This window comes from Bacillus coahuilensis m4-4, assembly GCF_000171615.1.
GTDB lineage: Bacteria > Bacillota > Bacilli > Bacillales > Bacillaceae_K > Bacillus_T > Bacillus_T coahuilensis.
Map to the genome: position 1 here is coordinate 41050 of NZ_ABFU01000028.3, position 17646 is coordinate 58695.

Genomic DNA, 17646 nt, shown 5'->3' on the forward strand with positions numbered 1-17646 from the left:
GTAACTTTTGGACATCCTCTTTTTTTATCTATAAACGGATCATTACTCTATATGATTACCAGGACCATTTTTTCTTTTCTCCCCACTCCATTCTTTTGCATGGGCATTATGTTCACTTTCTAAAACATCTTTTGAAATATGATTATTTTTCTTTTGACCATTAATTCGATTACGATGTTTTTTTCCCAATTAAGAAACCCCCTTAATTTTATAAAATCTTTTGGTCACTTTTAGAAGAGTTAGGTTTTGTCTTCTTTTTTGAAGTGGGATTTGTTTCGTTTGCATGCTGCACGGCTTGCTGAATTTTTTTACTGTCGCCCATCATACCCCTCCTTTTTCATAAAGGTTAGTAGTAGTGTTTACGTTAAAAGGGTATAATACTCCATGAATAATGATTGAAACGAAGAAGTAAAACGTTTACAATGAAGTTAGAGGTCAGACCTTTATACCGAAATGGAGGATATGAATATGAGTATACATATTGGTGCAAAAGAAGGACAAATCGCAGAAACGGTGTTATTACCGGGAGATCCACTTCGAGCAAAATATATTGCTGAAACCTTTTTAGAAAATGCAGAATGTTACAATGAAGTACGTAATATGTTTGGGTACACTGGAACGTATAAGGGCAAACGAGTTTCTGTACAGGGAACAGGAATGGGAATCCCATCAATCTCCATTTATATTAATGAATTGATGCAATCTTATAATGTACAAAACTTAATTCGAGTAGGAACATGTGGAGCTATTCAAAAAGACGTAAAGGTTCGCGATGTGATCCTGGCAATGAGTTCTTCTACAGATTCTAGAATGAACCAAATTTTATTTGATGGAATTGATTTTGCTCCAACTGCTAACTTTGATTTATTAAAGAAAGCCTATGACGCAGGAGTTGAAAAAGGGTTAAACTTAAAAGTGGGAAATGTCTTTACAGCCGATATGTTCTATAATGACAAAGCAGATCATGAAAAATGGGCTCAGTACGGTATCCTAGCTTTAGAAATGGAAACAACAGCCCTTTATACACTTGCTTCTAAGTATGGTAGAAATGCACTTTCTGTACTAACTGTAAGTGATCATATTTTAACAGGTGAAGAAACAACAGCAGAAGAAAGACAGCTTACGTTTAACGATATGATTGAAGTCGCTTTGGAAGCGGCATTAACAGAAGAATAAAAGGTTTAATCGCTACTGACTGGTAGCGGTTTTTTGTACAACTTTTTAATGTTCATGCTACTTTTGCCTAGCTTGTACATATACATGTAGTAAATGGGTAAAAGTAGGTGTATAGAGTGATAAAGACAATTTTCCGGTTTCTTTTAGGGAGTATACTTGTAGGAATAGGTATAAATTTTTTCTTTTTTACCTCATCATCTATTGGATGGAGGCATGATAGGTATAGGACTCATTTCTTTTTTATTGGCTAGGTATTAAGCCAGGGCTCGCTATAATTGTTCTGAGCATACCGCTATATATCATTAGCTTCTTTCATAACAGGCAACTATTTTTTAATAGTATTCATGGTCTGTGGTTAACCTCTTTTTGTATCGATGTCTTCCATTTAGTTAATCTCCCTTTACATATTCCTGTCTGGATTAGCATCTTTTTAGGAGGAATAACGGTAGGTGGTGGCATTGGTTTTATTGATTCAAGAAAGGTCAGCAACTGGGGGTATTGATTTAATTGCCCAAGTTATTTGTGATTCTACTAAGTGGAATGTAGGTATTTTCATTTTAGTCATTGATATTGTCATCATATTAATAGGTGCATCCATCATTGAGGCAACTTCATTTTTATATTCTTTACTTGCCGTAGTGATTGTTGGATTAAGTGTTGCAGCCATGTCAAGGTCTAGGAATGATGAGGAAATTTATTAATTCTTTAATAATTTCTGCAAAACTGATAAAATAGAGAAAGTTATCACGGTGGGTAGTATAACAATAAAACAGTCATACATAAGATATGAAAGTGGTGGAAATGTAAGTGGAGGAACAGAATGAGAATAGAGGCTATTTCAAAATAAAAAAATTCCAACTAATAATATTAACCATTTTGCTCGTAGTATTTACAGCAGGTATTACGACGTTTGCTTTAACGTTTGGAGATGAAAAGGCAGTAGAGGTAGGTATACCTCCTAGACTTGAATTTGACAAGCTTTATGAAGCGTATGATCAGCTTCAAAATGAATACTATACAGATGTTAATCAAGAAGAATTAGTAAATGGCGCAATTAATGGAATGTTAGATGCTCTTGAAGACCCTTATTCTGATTATATGTCAGTTTCGGAAGCTGAACAGTTTAATCAAGTCATTTCTTCCTCATTTGAAGGAATAGGGGCAGAGATTCAAGAAAAAGATGGCTATATTATTGTTGTCTCTCCTATTAAAGGTTCACCAGCTGAACAAGCCGGTCTGCTACCTAACGATAAGATTCTAGAAGTAGATGGCGAAAGTATTCAAGGTATGAGTTCAACAGAAGCCGTCATGCTGATCCGCGGTGAAAAGGGTTCTGACGTTTCTTTAACCATTGAAAGACCAGGTACTTCTGAAAATCTTACAATTACAATTACGCGAGATGAAATCCCAATTCAAACAGTCTACTCTGAGATGAAGGATTCCACAGCGATTATTCAAATCACAAGCTTCTCAGAAAATACGTATAGTGAGTTACTTGAAGCTCTAGATCAAGCGGAATCTGAAGGAATGGAAAAGCTAATTATTGATGTTCGCCAAAATCCAGGAGGATTATTAGACCAAGCTATTGAAATTGCTAATTTGTTTATTCCAGAAGGCCAAAACATCTTGCAAATTGAAGATAGAGATGGTGTGAAACACCAGTTGTAGCAGAAGACGGTCGTAAAGTAACTGTGCCAACTGTTATGTTAATTGACGAAGGTAGTGCCTCTGCTTCTGAAATATTAGCTGGAGCAGCCAAAGAGTCTGGTGCTATCGAATTAGTAGGTGTCAAAACATTTGGTAAAGGAACGGTTCAAACAACAAAAGGCTTTAATGATGGAAGCAATATGAAATATACAACGTCTAAATGGCTAACACCTGATGGAAATTGGATACATGAAACAGGAATAGAACCAGACCATGTAGCTGAGTTACCTAATTATGCTTCGTTGTCTTATATTAACCCAGATGAAGTATTCAAAGAAGGTGACGTGGAAGAAGAAATTAAGGTGGCAGAAGAAGTTCTAACCATTCTAGGATATGAACCTGGAGATATTGATGGCTTATTCTCAGCTGAGACGACAGATAGCTTATTGAAGTTCCAGTCAGAAAACAGCCTTGAAGAAACTGGTGTGCTAGAAGGGGAAACTACTTATCAGTTAATGACAGCTCTTCGTAGTAAGTTAAAAGAAGATGACCCACAAATAAATAAAGCTAGAGAACTTTTGGGTGACACTGTTCAGTTTCCTGAACAAGAAAAGTCAGAAAACGAATAAAAGAGAGTTCAAAATGAGGAGAAATTTCCTTATTTTGAACTCTTTTTTGTTTTTATTTCGAAATGAACCTTTTAGCTGACAGTTTAATAAATTCTTGAATAGATTCAGAGTCACTGCATGTTTGAATAATATGCAACAATGCTTGTCCAGCTTCCATAAATGTTTTCCATTTATACCCTTTGTTTATAAGAGATAATGTTAGTTCTGGAGTAATTCCAACTAAATATGCTTCTGAACCAACAAGGCGTATTGTATCTACTAATTGATATAGATAGTGAATGGAAACTTCATCCATTGTATTGAGAGAGGATAAATCTAGCAATATATGTTCTGCCCTATCTTTTATAATTCGATTTAGTGCAACCTCTACTAACTTTTTTGACCGCTCTTCATTTAACGACCCGACAATGGGGAAGACTAATATCCCGTCCCAAAGCTTAAGGATAGGTGTAGAAAGCTCATCAATTAACTTCGTCTGCTTTTGTTTTTGATTTTCCTCTTTAGTAACATCCAAAAGCATGAGAATGTAGCCTTCAATAGTTGATGTATCGGAAATATAAATGGGAGAAATAACAGTCTCTGCAACATACTGTTCTTTTATAGTGATTCTTGTTCTGTAGGATGAAGAAAGTCTTTTCATAATCTCTTGTTGATTTGTAGGGTTACTATGAAAAAAGTTCATATGTAAACCAATTGCTTGATCAGCTGAATCTAAATTATATAAGGTGAAAAGTGGTTGCAGTTTTGTCTTTGCTGCATCATTTAACCAAATAATTTCAAAATCCTTGTTTGCAAGAATAATAGTTTCTGAAATATTTTTTAATACATCTTCGCATTGAAAGTTTTTTGGAATTGATCCTAACATAACATTTTCCTCCATTGTTTCTACGGATTGGTTTTAGTGTACAATTATTATTTTATAGAAAGTAATCGTATTAAGCAAAAATTTAGTGTATTGTGATTGTCGGTTGTTTGAGAAACTATTCTACAAACATAATATATTTGATGATATAGTTAAAAGGGCAGCTCTTAAGGATGGTGTTATTAGATGAAAAAAGAAGTATACATACTAGGTGGTTTTTTAGGTAGTGGTAAAACAACTTTATTAAAAAATTATTAATCCATTTAAAAGAAGCTGGTAAAAAACCTGCGGTATTAATGAATGAATTAGGAAAGGTCTCTATTGATTCTAGTGAAGTAGACAGTGATACTCCACTTAAAGAATTATTGGATGGCTGTATTTGTTGCACAATACAAGAGAAGCTAGAAGCTCAACTCCAAGAGCTATTATATGAAAAAGATTGGGATGTTCTTGTTATTGAAACAACGGGTGCTGCACACCCAGTTGAGGTAATGGACAGCGTTCTCAGTCCTTTATTTGCTGACCAGTTTCTTTTTAAAGGCATTATTACAACCGTTGATGCAAAAAGATGGCTAAATAGAAGCGAATTATCTCCACAGATTCTTCATTTATTAAGAGAACAAGTGAAGTATGCTTCTTTACTCGTTGTCAATAAAACTGATGAAATTAAGGAGTTGGACAAAGGGAATATTTCATATGAACTTTCAAGTTTGAATCCATCTGCAACCATTTTGTTAACAACATATTCCTCTGTCCCCAGTCATCTTATTACTGAACTTTCAACTAGTGAGGAAGGGATTAATCTCGCTCTAACTACAAGAGAAAGCACTTCATCTCCTCTTCGTTCTTACGTATATTCTTTCAAGGGGAGTATAAAAAGAGAGAAGTTCATGGCTTGGCTAGAATCATTGCCTTCATCTGTATTTAGAATTAAAGGGTTTGTTCCTTTCCAAGAAACAACGTATCCGGAGCTATTTCAATATTCATTTGGAATGCCAATTTTTCTTTCAGAAGACATGAGAATGCCAACCAATCTTGTTATTATTGGTCAAAATCTTTCTATAGAGGATATTTCAACACAGCTAAAGACAATAGATGAAGTAGATGGTTAAAGGGAAACAAAATAAACGTATAAAATTCAAAAATCGTTGTTTTTAATGAAGAGTCGTGAGGTTGATCTTCAAAATGATTGAATCGCATGATGATACGTTCATCGCACGAAGTTGTACGGAATACCAATTGCAAAAATCAACCCCACGATATTTATATGAATCTTTATCTTGTTGCAAATTTATGAAATATTCGTTCGTCTTCTATCAACCCACAAGCAGCACATTGAATTCGTATTGAAGGTCCAGAATACATCATATGAAAGGGATTTGTACATTTTGATCGTATTCCTCTACAATATCCCCTGTTTGTGGGTTAATTTTCACCCCATGGGAAATTTGTTCAATAATATTAAATCGACTTCTATTCGTTTTACAGCCTGGACAACAATATGGTTTGGACATAAGTGTCTTCCTTTCCGCTTTTTAATATAGTATTTCCGATAGGACGTGTTTTTATTGAAAGATTTACTGACTGCCTATTCATCACTGTGGAATGACCGGCATTATAATTCAAATGAAGATAACATTCTAAAGGAATTAATCAAAAGAGAATTACTAGATGAAAACTCTCATCCAAGAGTTAGAAAATCGCCACACCAAAAATTTTATTTGAGTATGATACGAATAAATGAATCTAAGTTGCCTTCTGATGTACAAACTAAGCTTATTAGCGAGTATATCTCTGTCATGAAAGAGCTTGCCTAAAAAGAGTGAAGCTTACACAAGTGGGAGGTCAAATATGGTTAGAATCGAAAGGAAAGAAGAGGATTTACCCGTAATATTAGAGATAGTGGAAGATACAGTTGCCATTATGGACTCTAATGGAAATGATCAGTGGACGGATGAATATCCTGTTGCAAAAGATTTTATTGATGATATCGAAAGTGAAAACCTATATGTAGCCGTTAATGAGCAGGATAAACCGATCGGAATGATAACGGTAGATCAAGAGCAAGCAGAAGAATATGAAGGTGTAAAAGAATGGAGAAAAGATGTAACTCGTCCTTTCGTCTTTCATAGAATTGCTGTTGATTTAAGTACAAGAGGAGCTGGTATTGCCTCTAAGCTTATTGCTCATGCCGAACATGTGGCTAAAGAAGCAGGTGTGTATTATATGAGAACCGATACATACATAAAGAATAAAAAGGCACAAAAGTTGTTTGAAAAAAATGGCTATAAAAAAGTAGGGATGATTCCTACCTTATTAGGGAAAGATCACCCTTTTTATGCATACGATAAGCTCTTAGATGAATAGTAGCCGTAAGATTAACCGGTATTTTATGACCGCATTCCATTCACAGGTGAGATTCATTTTATTTTAAATCAACATAGTAATTTACAATAGAAACAAGTAATGTACTAAAGAAGAGGGCGTACCAAAACTTATTCATTTGGTACGCCCTTTTTTTCTATGATTAGTGATAGGCGCTTACGTTGGATAATATGTAATCGAGTTGACAACGTAATGGCTCCTGCTGTTAATCCCGCAATTAAACCAATCCAATAACCAAAAGGTCCTAGTGATGTTTCACTAGCCAAAACATATCCAAGAGGAAGTCCGATCACCCAATACGAAATTAAGGTCATGATAAACGTAACATTTACATCTTTGTATCCTCTCAATGCTCCTTGTACTGGGGCTTGAATGGCATCGGATAGCTGGAAAAAAGCTGCATAGAGTAAAAATTGTGAGGTCAAAGCAACTACTTCTGTATTTCGACTATATAATAAAGAAATAGAATCTTTTCCAATGTATAAGATAATTCCAGAAATGAAGGCAAATAACACGGCAGTTACAATTCCCATTCGCGCATAACTTCTCGCATCCTGTATTCTATTCGCTCCTACTTCGAATCCTACTACGATTGTTAGCGCAAATGACACGCTTAGGGGGATCATATATAAAAAGGAAGCAAAGTTTAAGGCTGCTTGGTGTGCTGCAATGACAGTATCGCCAAAATCATCCATTAAAAGAGTAACAGCAGAGAAAATACTTGTTTCAAAAAAATAGATAAACCAATTGGTATTCCAATGATTAAAATTTCTTTTATTTTTACAAATGAAGGAGGCGGGAACCCTGTGAAAATTCTGTAGGGTCTAAAGCGCTCTCCATTTTTAATGATGAAAATGGTAATAATGAGTATGAACCAATAGGTAAGACTTGTGGCAATGCCTGCTCCAATTCCACCAAAAGCTGGAAGACCAAAGGGGCCAAAGATAAATACAAAATTAAATGCAATATTTAGAGGCAAGGCTATTAATGTAATGAACATACTTACTCTCGTTAAACCAAGAGCATCGATAAAAGACCGTAGGACAGTGTAAAGAAAGAGGGAAAGATACCCAGGGATAATGCAAGCAAATAGTTCTTACTGATATATCGGGTTTCATCTGACACATCTAAAGCTTGTAGGAACGGATCTAATCCTATAAATCCAAGACCATATACAAGAATGGAAAGAATGAAACCGGTGTAAATTCCTTGAAAAACTGAAAAGGATACATTTTGTTGATCTTTTGCTCCGATACTTTGTGAGATAATAGGTGTAATGGCAAACAATATTCCACTCAGTCCTGTATACACAGGTACCCATAAAGATGATCCTATAGCTACTCCAGCTAAATCAATATAATGAAACTGTCCACTCATCATCGTATCAAAAAATGTCATAGAAAACATGGCAAGCTGGGTAATTAATATGGGGACAAGAATCATTAAAAATTGTGACATTCGTCCCTTTCGTGTAAATGTTTGATTCATATGGTTCCTCCGACGTCATAATGAGGAAGATTATAACATATCCCGATGGATGTAGCACAACAAATGAGCTTTAAATTTTTAATATATTACTAAAGTCTTTTATACTGAGAGAAGATAGTTTAGGAGGGAATATTTGTGGAGTCTATTGGAAAGAAGATATGGACATTTTTTATTATCTGGTACATATGTGGTGTAATTCTAGTAGCGTTTGACCTATTGCCACCATGGTTAGAGTGGGCTAATAGCGTGTTTTTATACGTTTCAGGACTAATAGTCATTTTGTATTTACTCAATTCGCTCGAAAAAAATTCTATGCTGTCATCATCTCACTCTTCATTATAGTATTAACTATATTCGCAGAACACTTAGGTGTAGAATATGGATTAATTTTTGGAGAATACCATTATGAGAAGGATTTTGGCATTCAGTTTTTAGGAGTTCCTGTGACAATAGGATTTGCATGGTTACTTGTAGTTGGGAGTAGTATGGTCTATTTTTTACATATTAAAAATGCTTTTCTATATGCGATATTGACAAGCATCTTAGCTGTTAATATGGATCTAATAATTGATCCTGTCTCATTTGTTGTCAAGGAATATTGGATTTGGGAAGGGACGGGTTTTTATTATGGTATCCCTAATCAAAATTTTATTGGATGGTTTTCCGTTTCTTTTGTTATTCAATTGGGTCTTTTTTACCTTAAACAGTGGAAAGGATTTTCATCTGACCCTATATGGGAAGCTCGTTTAAGAGTATTATATTTTCTTGTTATGTTTATGTTTGTTTTAACGGCAATGATGAATGGATTATGGGTTGGACCCGTGTTGGTTTTAACCATTTTTACTGTTATGGCCACATTTAGTGTAAGGGGGAGAAGTGCTTGAATGATTACAAGAGTGGTATCTTTCAAATGTTTTTCCATAGGTATCTTACCCTTCTCTTAAAAAGGAACTTCTATCATATCTATATAGAAGATTTAAGGCGTAATAAGACATCAAAAGGTATCTATATGTTTAATCACTCTTCTTGGTGGGACGGATTATTAGTATTTTACTTAAATTACACCTATTTAAAAGAAGATGCCTATGCGTTTATGAGCGAAGACGGGCTAAGTAAGTTTCCGTTTTTTAAAAAATTAGGGGCATTTCCAGTAAATTCTCATTCATATAAAAGTGTAGTCAAGGCACTTCAATTTGGCGTCGATCGTATAAAGGAAGGAAAAACCGTTTTTATTTTCCCTCAAGGCAAGGAAGAACACCTTGAAAAAAGGCCTCTACAGTTTATGAGTGGTCTAAGTTATATGATTGAAAAAACACCTAATGTAAAGATTATCCCTGTTACCTTCTATTACACGTTTAGACATGACCAAAAGCCTGAATTATTTATCCGAATTGGAGAAGAATGGGATGAAACAGAAGAGGTTGTGGACCGTAAAGGTTTAACATACAAACTTGAACAATTAATGGAGCACGAGATTGATCAAGTGAAAAACGTTATTATTCAGGAAGATGTAAAGCACTATACGTCGTTGGTAAGAGGCAGATTAACGGTAAGTGAATGGATGACAGTGTTAAAAAACCGTTCAATAGGGGTGGAAAATAATGGTTTTAGCTAGTAGCATTTTATTTATTTTTCCTTATACTTTTTACCTTATGGAACGGAATAAGTATGCCAAAGTTAAAAGGTAAGCATACGGATGGTAGGCTTGTATCTGTACTTGTTCCAATGAGGGACGAAGAGAAAAATGTTCCTGGATTAATCTCCTCTTTAAAAACTATTACTTATGAGAATGTTGAAATCATTCTATTAGATGATGGATCATCAGATTGTACGAATCATGTCGCTAGTGAACTAATTAAAGATGATCAAAGATTTACATTAATAAAAGGAATTCAACTACCTGAAGGGTGGGTTGGGAAGGTTCATGCATGCCATCTCCTGAGTAAGGAAGCAAAAGGGGATTTTTTGTTTTTTTCTTGATGCTGATGTAAGGATTTCGAAAAGTGTAATCGAAGAATGCTTTTATTTAATGAAAAAATATCAATCCGCATTAATTTCAGGTTTTGCCCATTTTCCAACCAAGCCTATTCTTGCAAAATTGTTAGTTCCATTCCAACATTATTTCGTTTTTGGGCTTTTACCTGTTCATTTTGCTAACCATACTACGTGGAAAAATTTCACTGCTGCGCACGGTGGTTTTATGTTTTTTAATCGAAATGTCTACGAACAAGTAGGGGGGCACGAATCAGTAAAAGAGAATTTGGTCGAAGATATTACCTTTGCTAAAAGATTAAAGAAATTTGGATATAGGGTAACATTAGCTAATATCTCAAATAAGGTTACGTGTAATATGTACAGTACAAATAAGGATGTATGGCAAGGATTTTTAAAAAATATATATTTGGGTATGGGAAAAAATCCGTTCGTAGTGATAGGTTTCACCTTATTTTATTCTCTATTATATGTCGTACCAGTCCCGCTTTTTATCATTGGACTTATCACAAAATCTGTTGATTTTTTAGTACCTCTTTGTTTAGTTTTCATTCAAAGCATCTTAATTGACCGGTTTACAAAAGGTGAGTTCTTACATTTTCTGCTTACCCCGATTGCGACGATATGTATGCTCATTCTATTATGGTCAAGTATGATAAAGAACGTAAAGGGAAAAGCATATGAATGGAAAGGACGTAACTATATATGAAGACAGTAGTTATTGTAGGAGCCGGGTTAGGTGGTTTGGCTGCTGGCATCTTATTACAATCTAAAGGGTTTCAAGTAACTATTATAGAAAAGAACCAACATGCTGGTGGAAAAATGAGGGAGTATAAGGAGCAAGGCTATTCATTTGACTTTGGTCCAAATACTATTACGATGCCACATGTATTTACTAATGTAATAAATGAAGCGGGATTTAATGCTCAAGATTATTTACAATTTATTCGATTAGAAAATCACACAATGAATGAATGGGAAGACGGAACCAGATTATTACAAAGTTCTAATACAAAAAAAAATAGATAGAAGAGCTTAAGAAAATTGATTCTTACGGTGCTAAACAGTATCCTTCTTACCTAAAAGCTGTTGAAAAGTTATATAAAGACGCCAATACACAATTCTTCTACCGTACGTTTCAATCGTTTCGAGATTATTTATCTCCGAGTCTTTCAAAAGCGTTCATGAAAGTAAAACCGTTTAGAAGGATGAATGATTTTCACGAGAAATATTTTAAAGATCCTCATGTTCTGATGGTGTTTAACCGATATGCCACGTATATTGGCTCGAGTCCATATAAGTCACCAGCAACATTTTCACTAATTGGTCATTTAGAAATGAATGATGGAGTATTCTATACAAAAGGTGGAAACACGCAAATTGCTCAAAGCTTTCTAAAGGTGTTTAAAGAATTAGGAGGTTGTATTAAGTTTAATACGGTTGTTAAAAAAATGATGGTGAAAGATAAAAGGGTTTTGGGTGTTCAGACAGATAAAGGAGAAGTAATCTACGGTGATGAAGTGATCATAAATGGAGACTTTATTACTTCAACCAAACATTTACTAAATGAATCTGAACGACCGAGTTATAAGGATAGTAAATTAGATCAATATGACCCTTCCATCTCAGCATTTGTTATTTTAGCAGGGGTAAGGGAGTTTAACCCCAATGTCCATCATCATCATGTATATTTTACAAGCGATTATAAAAAAGAATTCTATCAATTATTTGAAGAAAATACTTTACCTGACGATCCGACCATCTACATAAGTCATTCAGCTAAAACAGATAGAGAACGGACAAAAGGGAGTAACTTTTTTATTTTAGTGAATTCACCAGCGACTCACATATCAGAGGAAGAAAAGTTACTGTATAAAGAGAAAGTATATGATAAACTAGAACGAATGGGCGTTTCAATTCGCCCATATTTAGAATACGAAAAGGTGATTACGGCCTCTTCTATTCAAAAAGATTATTTTGCCTATAAGGGTTCTCTTTACGGTATATCTTCTCACCGTATGAAGGATAGTTTTTTACGACCATATAACCGAAACCAAGATATCGATAATATATATTACGTTGGCGGCACAACCCACCCAGGAGGAGGGTCTCCAATGGTCACGATATCAGGAGTTAATGTAGCGAAAGAAATCATTAAAAAGTATAAATTGTAAGAATAGAATGGAGAGAATAACATGTCTCGAACAATTGTATTTACAGGTGGAGGAAGTGCAGGGCATGTAACTGTGAATACCGCTCTTATTCCATTTTTTAAAGAAAAAGGCTGGGAAATTGCTTACATTGGATCTAAAGATGGTATTGAAAAGACTATGATTCAAGAGCAATTTCTGGATATTCCATATTATGAAATATCAAGCGGGAAGCTAAGAAGGTATTTTTCTTGGAAAAATTTCTCTGATCCATTTAAAGTTGGAAAAGGAGTGTGGGACGCTTATCGAGCTATCCGAAAAATAAAGCCCGATATTGTTTTTTCTAAAGGTGGATTTGTAACAGTACCTGTTATAATGGCAAGTAAAATGGCAGGTGTTCCTACGCTGATCCATGAGTCCGACTATACACCTGGACTTGCAAATAAAATGGCCACCCCATTTGCATCCAGGATTTATACAACTTTTCCAGAAGCCATCAATCATTTACCATCAGAAAAATCAGAGTATATTGGAGCTATTATCCGTGAAGAGCTTTTTAAAGGAGATCCATCAGAAGGGAGACGTTTATTAGGCTTTCATGAGCAAAAACCTATCTTACTCATAATGGGAGGAAGTTTAGGAGCTCAAAAAATAAATGAAGCAATTCGTCACAATCTACATAAGCTCCTTGAAGAGTATCAAATTGTACATATTTGTGGGAAAGGCAACATTGATTCTACCCTCAATGACAAGGGATACAAGCAATTCGAGTTTGTACAATCCGAATTAGCACACTATATTTCAGCGAGTGATCATGTCATTAGTCGAGCGGGGTCTAACTCTATATTTGAATTCTTGGCTCTTCGTAAACCAATGATATTAATTCCTCTTTCAAGACAAGCAAGTAGAGGTGATCAGATATTAAATGCCGATTCTTTTGAGAAGCAAGGGTTTGCGATTAAACTCGAAGAAGAAAATTTATCAGATGAATCTCTTTTACTCGCTTTACAAAAACTGATGGACAGTCAAAAGAGTATGATTGAAAAAATGAAAGTTTCAAAAGCTGCGCTATCTGTTCCAGAGATGTACAAAAAGATAGACTCACATAATAAGCAGTAGGTGATTCCGATAGGAATCACCTTTTTTCAAAATAGCGAAGAAAACTTTAAAGGAAAGGGTGGTGATAGTTCGAATCATGAAGCTTTTGTACAAACCATACTGGATCAATATAACTGAGGGCATTTGACATAAAAATGTAATCATTCCATAAAAAAACTACGAGGATCTCATCCTCGAGTTTTGTTTATGCTTCAAGCGCTGTTTCTTCTGTATGTTCTTCTTTTCTATAAAGGTAAAGAGTATAAAGATCTTTTGAGATTTCATAAAGGTCATATACAGGACCATTTGCATTTAATGCTTCATAAATGGATGGGCGAGTTTCATTAGCTTTTACGACATATGGAAGTTTCTCTGCTGCTTTTTGTGAGCGTACATTTTCTTTACGAATACGCATGAAATAGTATGAATATTTAATTCAAAAAATAATTCGTTAAAAAATGCTTCCTTAGCTACTGAATTGTAGCCTTTTCCGTGATATGGCTTCCCTAACCATGTTCCTAGAAACCCAGCACCCTCTTCAATATCAAATAAATTAATGGTTCCAATAGGAGTGCCCCATTCATCTAAAATTGTTCGAGAGATTAATTCTTCACGTTCTTCTGCTTCTATTGTTTTTTTAGTTAAAAAGACAAACTCATCATATGAATAAGCTTTATGGCGCACAAAAGGGAAGACCTCTGGATGCGACATAAGCTCAAAAAGGATGTGACTGTCTTGAATTTCGTCGTTTTTTGAGCATTATTTTACCCTCCAAAGAGAGCAGTCGGAGTCATAGTTAATCGACCACCCTCGAAATTTTTCATAAATTGCATAAAAAATTTCGGGGTGGGAATCGAACCCACTAGAACCAACTTTGTTGGTGGCGCACCATTTGCCTTCCCTAAATCACATGACGTAACGTACATATGTTATGTGAATAGAAATATATCTAAAAACAAGTTACTTATGTATAATACTAAAAATAAGTGAAGAAGGGAATAGGTTATTTATTTATTTTTCTAGAAAAATTTTCATCATATTATTACATGTTTCGACTTACACATTCTCCATTAATAAATGTATATAATGGTTTGGACAAATAGTGAAAAGGATGCTCATTCCAAACAACTAGGTCTGCATCTTTTCCTAACTCAATACTTCCAACTCGATGAGATACACCTAAGTTTATGGCCGGTAGAATGGTAATACCTTCTAGAGCTTTTTGGGGTGTTAATCCTTCTCGAACAGCAATACTTGCACATATATGCAAATATTGAATAGGCGTATATGGATGGTCCGTTGTGATGGACACTTCTACTCCAGCATTGGTTAAGTGTGTATAGGTGGACCAACTTTTATTCTTTAATTCAACTTTCGATCTTCTCGTTAAGGTAGGTCCAACGGTTACTTTTAAATTTCTTTCCCTTAAGTACTCAGTAATTAAGTGGCCTTCCGTACAGTGTTCGATACGTACATCTAATTGAAACTCATCTGCAAATCGAAGTGCTGATATAATATCATCTGCCCTATGAGCGTGAATCCGTACAGGGATTTCTTGATTTAATGCTTTCCGAATGGCTAGTGATCGAAAATCGTCTGATTGTTTAGTTTTCACATCAAAAAATGCCTCTCTTAACATACCCATAATTCCCATTCTAGTAATAGAATCGTTTCTTCCATTACTATGAATACGCTTCGGGTTTTCACCAAGAGCAATTTTTAATCCAGATTCTTTTTTTTATTAATCATATCATCTATTTTTTTTCCATAAGTTTTGATAACAGATGTGATTCCCCCGATCACGTTAGAACTTCCTGGCATAATGTTCACTGTAGTCACTCCGTACCTTATAGCATCAGAAAAAGCTGTATCTAATGGATATACACCATCTAACGCTCTAATATGTGGAGTTAGTGGTTCAATACTTTCGTTCGCATCGTTACCTGCCCACCCCGTACCTTCGTCATATAGGCCAAGGTGAGTGTGAGCATCTATTAACCCTGGAAGAATATGAAGATCTGTACAATCAAATATTTCACAGCCAGGGGGTATTTCTGTGATGTTACCGATTCTTATAATCTTTTTCTTATAGAGTAGAACATCTATTTTAGAGAATGTACCATTTGTCACAGTATGCACAGTGCCGTTCTTTAGTAATATCATAGTGATTCCCCTTTATTTTGAAGATCGATGATTGATCCATAATAAGATGCTACCAGAAATAACAGAAAATAGAATAATTGGCAGTATATATGGCTTTGCTACTTCTTCAATCCTTGGCCAGTAGGTACCGAGTTCCATCCCAAGCAGTAGGAATAATATTGTCCAAGGAATCATGGCTCCAACAGTATAGAGTGTAAATATTCCAATTGGCATCTTACTCACACCAGCAGGTATGGAAATGGCATGTCGGATTACAGGAATAAATCGTGCAAAAAATACGACAAAATGCCCGTGTTTTCAAACCACTCTTCTGATTGGCATAAATGCTTTTCTGATATAAGAAAAAATTTACCATAATGAATAAAAAATGGCCGACCGACCAGTCTGCCCAACAAATATACGATGATTTGAGCAAGGGTACCTCCAATGATTCCAGCAATTAACGCGCCTAAAAAGCTAATCTTTCCAATTCCAATTAAATATCCACCGTAAGCTAACACCAATTCACTTGGTATAATTTCAAGAGTTAGCCCGAGAAAAATCCCAAAATAACCCAATTGTTCAAGAGACAGCAGAAAGGATTCTATCCAGTTCACACTATGTTCTCCTTTCAAATATATTGAAGACAGGCTATAGTCTGTTATAATTTATGGGCTGGATAAAGTAAAAAAGAACTGAAACTATTTGTTCTATTCATTCGTATAATCTTATATAGAAGGGAGGAGAAATAAATGAAGCCAAACAACGATGAAAGATTATTTGCCGCACTAATATATGTTATAAGTTTTTTCACTGCATTTATAGGTCCAATTATCCTGTGGATTGTAAAGAAGGATAGTAGTTCATTTGTTGATTATCATGGTCGTCAATATTTGAACTTCTTAATTTCGTACACTATATATACGGTAATATCGGGTGTATTAACGTTTATTTTAATTGGATTCGCATTGCTCGCAGTCGTATCAATTGCAGGATTTATCTTTACTATAATTGCTGCGATAAAGGCATATGAAGGAGAAGAATATCGTATTCCAGCTATATTTAGGATCGTTTAGTACCTAGTGAAAAAGGGAGTCTTAGACTTCCTTTTTTAGTTCATCTACAATATGAAATAGAGTAAAAGAGTTTACTCTTGCAGATGAGGTATTTTAAAATGATCACATTACATACATAAATTGGAGGTTCAATATGTTAGAACAAACTGGTTTGGTGCTTGAAGGTGGAGGTATGAGAGGGGTTTATACTGCTGGAGTATTAGAAGTTTTACTAGAGAATAATATAGAATTCCCTTATGTTATAGGAGTTTCGGCAGGTGCATGTAATGCAGCGTCTTTTCTGTCTCGTCAGCATGGAAGAAACAAAAAAGTCAATATAGAGTACGCCGCCCACCCAGAGTATTTGTCCTTTCGAAATTACATAAAGAAAAAAGAGTTATTTGGTATGGATTTTGTTTTTGGAACGATTCCAAATGAGTTAGTTCCATATGATTACGCAGCCTTTCACCAAAATCCAACAGAATTTATGATTGGAACAACAGACTGCCATACAGGGAAGCCTTTGTATTTGAGTCGTAATGATTACAAGGAGGACTTGTTACTTGCACTAAGAGCTTCCTCATCCTTACCGCTTATTTCTCCGATGGTCATGTTTAATGGTAAGGAGTTAATGGACGGTGGTATAACAGATTCCATTCCTTTAAAGCAAGCCGAAAAAGATGGGTTCGATAAGAATGTTGTCATCCTAACGAGAAATGAAGGATATTATAAGAAACCATCTAAATTTACCAGCGTCATTCATTATAAATATGGAAGATTCTATCCTAATTTAGTTCAAGCTATAGAAAATCGGTACGATCATTATAACCAAGCAATTAAGGAAATCGAACGAAAAGAAAAAGCAGGCGAAATATTTGTCATTCGGCCAACTCTTCCACTAAAGGTAGGAAGAGTAGAAAAAAATACAAAAGAAATTAAAAAGATCTTTATATGAAAGGGTATAACGATGGCAAAAAAGCACTACCTACACTATTAAAATGGTCAGAAAAAAATAATGTACC

19 protein-coding genes and 5 pseudogenes are annotated in these 17646 nt (G+C 35.0%); 17 read left to right on the plus strand and 7 right to left on the minus strand.

Translation table 11 applies throughout. The features are described from left to right. Nucleotides 1-42: 42 nt before the first annotated feature. Nucleotides 43-189: a hypothetical protein gene (locus M44_RS27495; RefSeq protein WP_010172043.1), complete on the minus strand. Its 147-nt coding sequence runs from the start codon at nucleotides 187-189 to the stop codon at nucleotides 43-45. A gap of 279 nt (nucleotides 190-468) precedes the next feature. Between M44_RS27495 and deoD the strand changes: the two genes are divergently transcribed. From deoD to M44_RS29335, 5 genes are all read left to right on the plus strand, one after another. Continuing rightward, nucleotides 469-1176, plus strand: coding sequence for a purine-nucleoside phosphorylase (gene deoD, locus M44_RS06400; protein WP_010172048.1), 708 nt, complete (start codon nucleotides 469-471; stop codon nucleotides 1174-1176). A 298-nt stretch (nucleotides 1177-1474) separates the two neighbouring features. Then, a complete protein-coding gene (locus tag M44_RS28750; RefSeq protein ID WP_272941182.1) occupies nucleotides 1475-1678 on the plus strand; it encodes a hypothetical protein in 204 nt (67 codons plus the stop codon). Next, entirely contained in the window at nucleotides 1626-1877 is a 252-nt protein-coding gene (locus M44_RS28755) for a YitT family protein (RefSeq protein ID WP_010172050.1), read from the plus strand. The genes M44_RS28750 and M44_RS28755 overlap by 53 nt, the downstream gene beginning before the upstream one ends. Nucleotides 1878-1983: 106 nt before the next feature. Continuing rightward, the gene (locus tag M44_RS29330) at nucleotides 1984-2844 is read left to right on the plus strand and encodes a S41 family peptidase (RefSeq protein WP_337444042.1); all 861 of its coding nucleotides are present in this window, start codon (nucleotides 1984-1986) and stop codon (nucleotides 2842-2844) included. Nucleotides 2845-2867: 23 nt separating this feature from the next. Further along, nucleotides 2868-3452, plus strand: a complete 585-nt coding sequence (locus M44_RS29335; protein WP_337444043.1) for a S41 family peptidase — start codon at nucleotides 2868-2870, stop codon at nucleotides 3450-3452. A gap of 52 nt (nucleotides 3453-3504) precedes the next feature. On the opposite strand, the gene M44_RS20910 is transcribed toward M44_RS29335, so the two are convergent. Continuing rightward, nucleotides 3505-4317: an STAS domain-containing protein gene (locus tag M44_RS20910; RefSeq protein ID WP_010172052.1), complete on the minus strand. Its 813-nt coding sequence runs from the start codon at nucleotides 4315-4317 to the stop codon at nucleotides 3505-3507. A 254-nt stretch (nucleotides 4318-4571) separates the two neighbouring features. Here M44_RS20910 and M44_RS20915 point away from each other — a divergent pair, with 254 nt between their 5' ends. Further along, nucleotides 4572-5426, plus strand: a complete 855-nt coding sequence (locus M44_RS20915; RefSeq protein WP_337444050.1) for a CobW family GTP-binding protein — start codon at nucleotides 4572-4574, stop codon at nucleotides 5424-5426. A 163-nt stretch (nucleotides 5427-5589) separates the two neighbouring features. Here M44_RS20915 and M44_RS20920 read toward each other — a convergent pair. Next, nucleotides 5590-5828: pseudogene (locus M44_RS20920) on the minus strand (DNA alkylation repair protein). A gap of 45 nt (nucleotides 5829-5873) precedes the next feature. Here M44_RS20920 and M44_RS26010 point away from each other — a divergent pair. Both M44_RS26010 and M44_RS06435 read left to right on the plus strand, forming a co-directional pair. Then, nucleotides 5874-6131, plus strand: coding sequence for a hypothetical protein (locus M44_RS26010; RefSeq protein ID WP_420167097.1), 258 nt, complete (start codon nucleotides 5874-5876; stop codon nucleotides 6129-6131). Nucleotides 6132-6165: 34 nt separating this feature from the next. Next, a complete protein-coding gene (locus tag M44_RS06435; protein ID WP_010172062.1) occupies nucleotides 6166-6681 on the plus strand; it encodes a GNAT family N-acetyltransferase in 516 nt (171 codons plus the stop codon). 128 nt (nucleotides 6682-6809) lie between these two features. Here M44_RS06435 and M44_RS20925 read toward each other — a convergent pair. Beyond that, nucleotides 6810-8187 (minus strand): annotated as a pseudogene (locus M44_RS20925) (MATE family efflux transporter). 350 nt (nucleotides 8188-8537) lie between these two features. On the opposite strand from M44_RS20925, the gene M44_RS26015 reads away from it, so the two are divergent. Genes M44_RS26015 through M44_RS06465 form a run of 7 tightly spaced genes read left to right on the plus strand, consistent with a single transcriptional unit; the run spans nucleotide 8538 to nucleotide 13448 of the window. Beyond that, the gene (locus M44_RS26015) at nucleotides 8538-9071 is read left to right on the plus strand and encodes a carotenoid biosynthesis protein (protein ID WP_237705232.1); all 534 of its coding nucleotides are present in this window, start codon (nucleotides 8538-8540) and stop codon (nucleotides 9069-9071) included. Continuing rightward, nucleotides 9068-9802: a lysophospholipid acyltransferase family protein gene (locus M44_RS06450; RefSeq protein WP_010172071.1), complete on the plus strand. Its 735-nt coding sequence runs from the start codon at nucleotides 9068-9070 to the stop codon at nucleotides 9800-9802. The genes M44_RS26015 and M44_RS06450 overlap by 4 nt, the downstream gene beginning before the upstream one ends. Before the next feature lie 53 nt (nucleotides 9803-9855). Next, nucleotides 9856-10167, plus strand: a complete 312-nt coding sequence (locus tag M44_RS24905; RefSeq protein ID WP_010172073.1) for a glycosyltransferase family 2 protein — start codon at nucleotides 9856-9858, stop codon at nucleotides 10165-10167. A gap of 49 nt (nucleotides 10168-10216) precedes the next feature. Beyond that, on the plus strand, nucleotides 10217-10888 hold the full coding sequence (locus tag M44_RS24910; protein ID WP_010172075.1) for a glycosyltransferase family 2 protein: 672 nt from the start codon (nucleotides 10217-10219) through the stop codon (nucleotides 10886-10888). Next, nucleotides 10885-11208, plus strand: coding sequence for an NAD(P)-binding protein (locus M44_RS27915; RefSeq protein ID WP_237705218.1), 324 nt, complete (start codon nucleotides 10885-10887; stop codon nucleotides 11206-11208). The genes M44_RS24910 and M44_RS27915 overlap by 4 nt, the downstream gene beginning before the upstream one ends. A gap of 14 nt (nucleotides 11209-11222) precedes the next feature. Beyond that, nucleotides 11223-12353: a phytoene desaturase family protein gene (locus M44_RS20940; protein ID WP_237705233.1), complete on the plus strand. Its 1131-nt coding sequence runs from the start codon at nucleotides 11223-11225 to the stop codon at nucleotides 12351-12353. Between the two features lie 21 nt (nucleotides 12354-12374). Further along, entirely contained in the window at nucleotides 12375-13448 is a 1074-nt protein-coding gene (locus M44_RS06465; protein WP_010172077.1) for an undecaprenyldiphospho-muramoylpentapeptide beta-N-acetylglucosaminyltransferase, read from the plus strand. Nucleotides 13449-13632: 184 nt separating this feature from the next. Here M44_RS06465 and M44_RS20945 read toward each other — a convergent pair. From M44_RS20945 to M44_RS20955, 3 pseudogenes are all read right to left on the minus strand, one after another. Beyond that, nucleotides 13633-14187: pseudogene (locus M44_RS20945) on the minus strand (GNAT family N-acetyltransferase). Between the two features lie 282 nt (nucleotides 14188-14469). Then, nucleotides 14470-15596, minus strand: a pseudogene (locus M44_RS20950) (amidohydrolase). Between the two features lie 6 nt (nucleotides 15597-15602). Beyond that, nucleotides 15603-16186: pseudogene (locus M44_RS20955) on the minus strand (DedA family protein). A 135-nt stretch (nucleotides 16187-16321) separates the two neighbouring features. Here M44_RS20955 and M44_RS06485 point away from each other — a divergent pair. Both M44_RS06485 and M44_RS20960 read left to right on the plus strand, forming a co-directional pair. After that, nucleotides 16322-16645, plus strand: a complete 324-nt coding sequence (locus tag M44_RS06485) for a DUF4870 domain-containing protein (protein ID WP_010172087.1) — start codon at nucleotides 16322-16324, stop codon at nucleotides 16643-16645. 133 nt (nucleotides 16646-16778) lie between these two features. Then, nucleotides 16779-17579: a patatin-like phospholipase family protein gene (locus M44_RS20960; RefSeq protein ID WP_010172089.1), complete on the plus strand. Its 801-nt coding sequence runs from the start codon at nucleotides 16779-16781 to the stop codon at nucleotides 17577-17579. Nucleotides 17580-17646 lie beyond the last annotated feature (67 nt).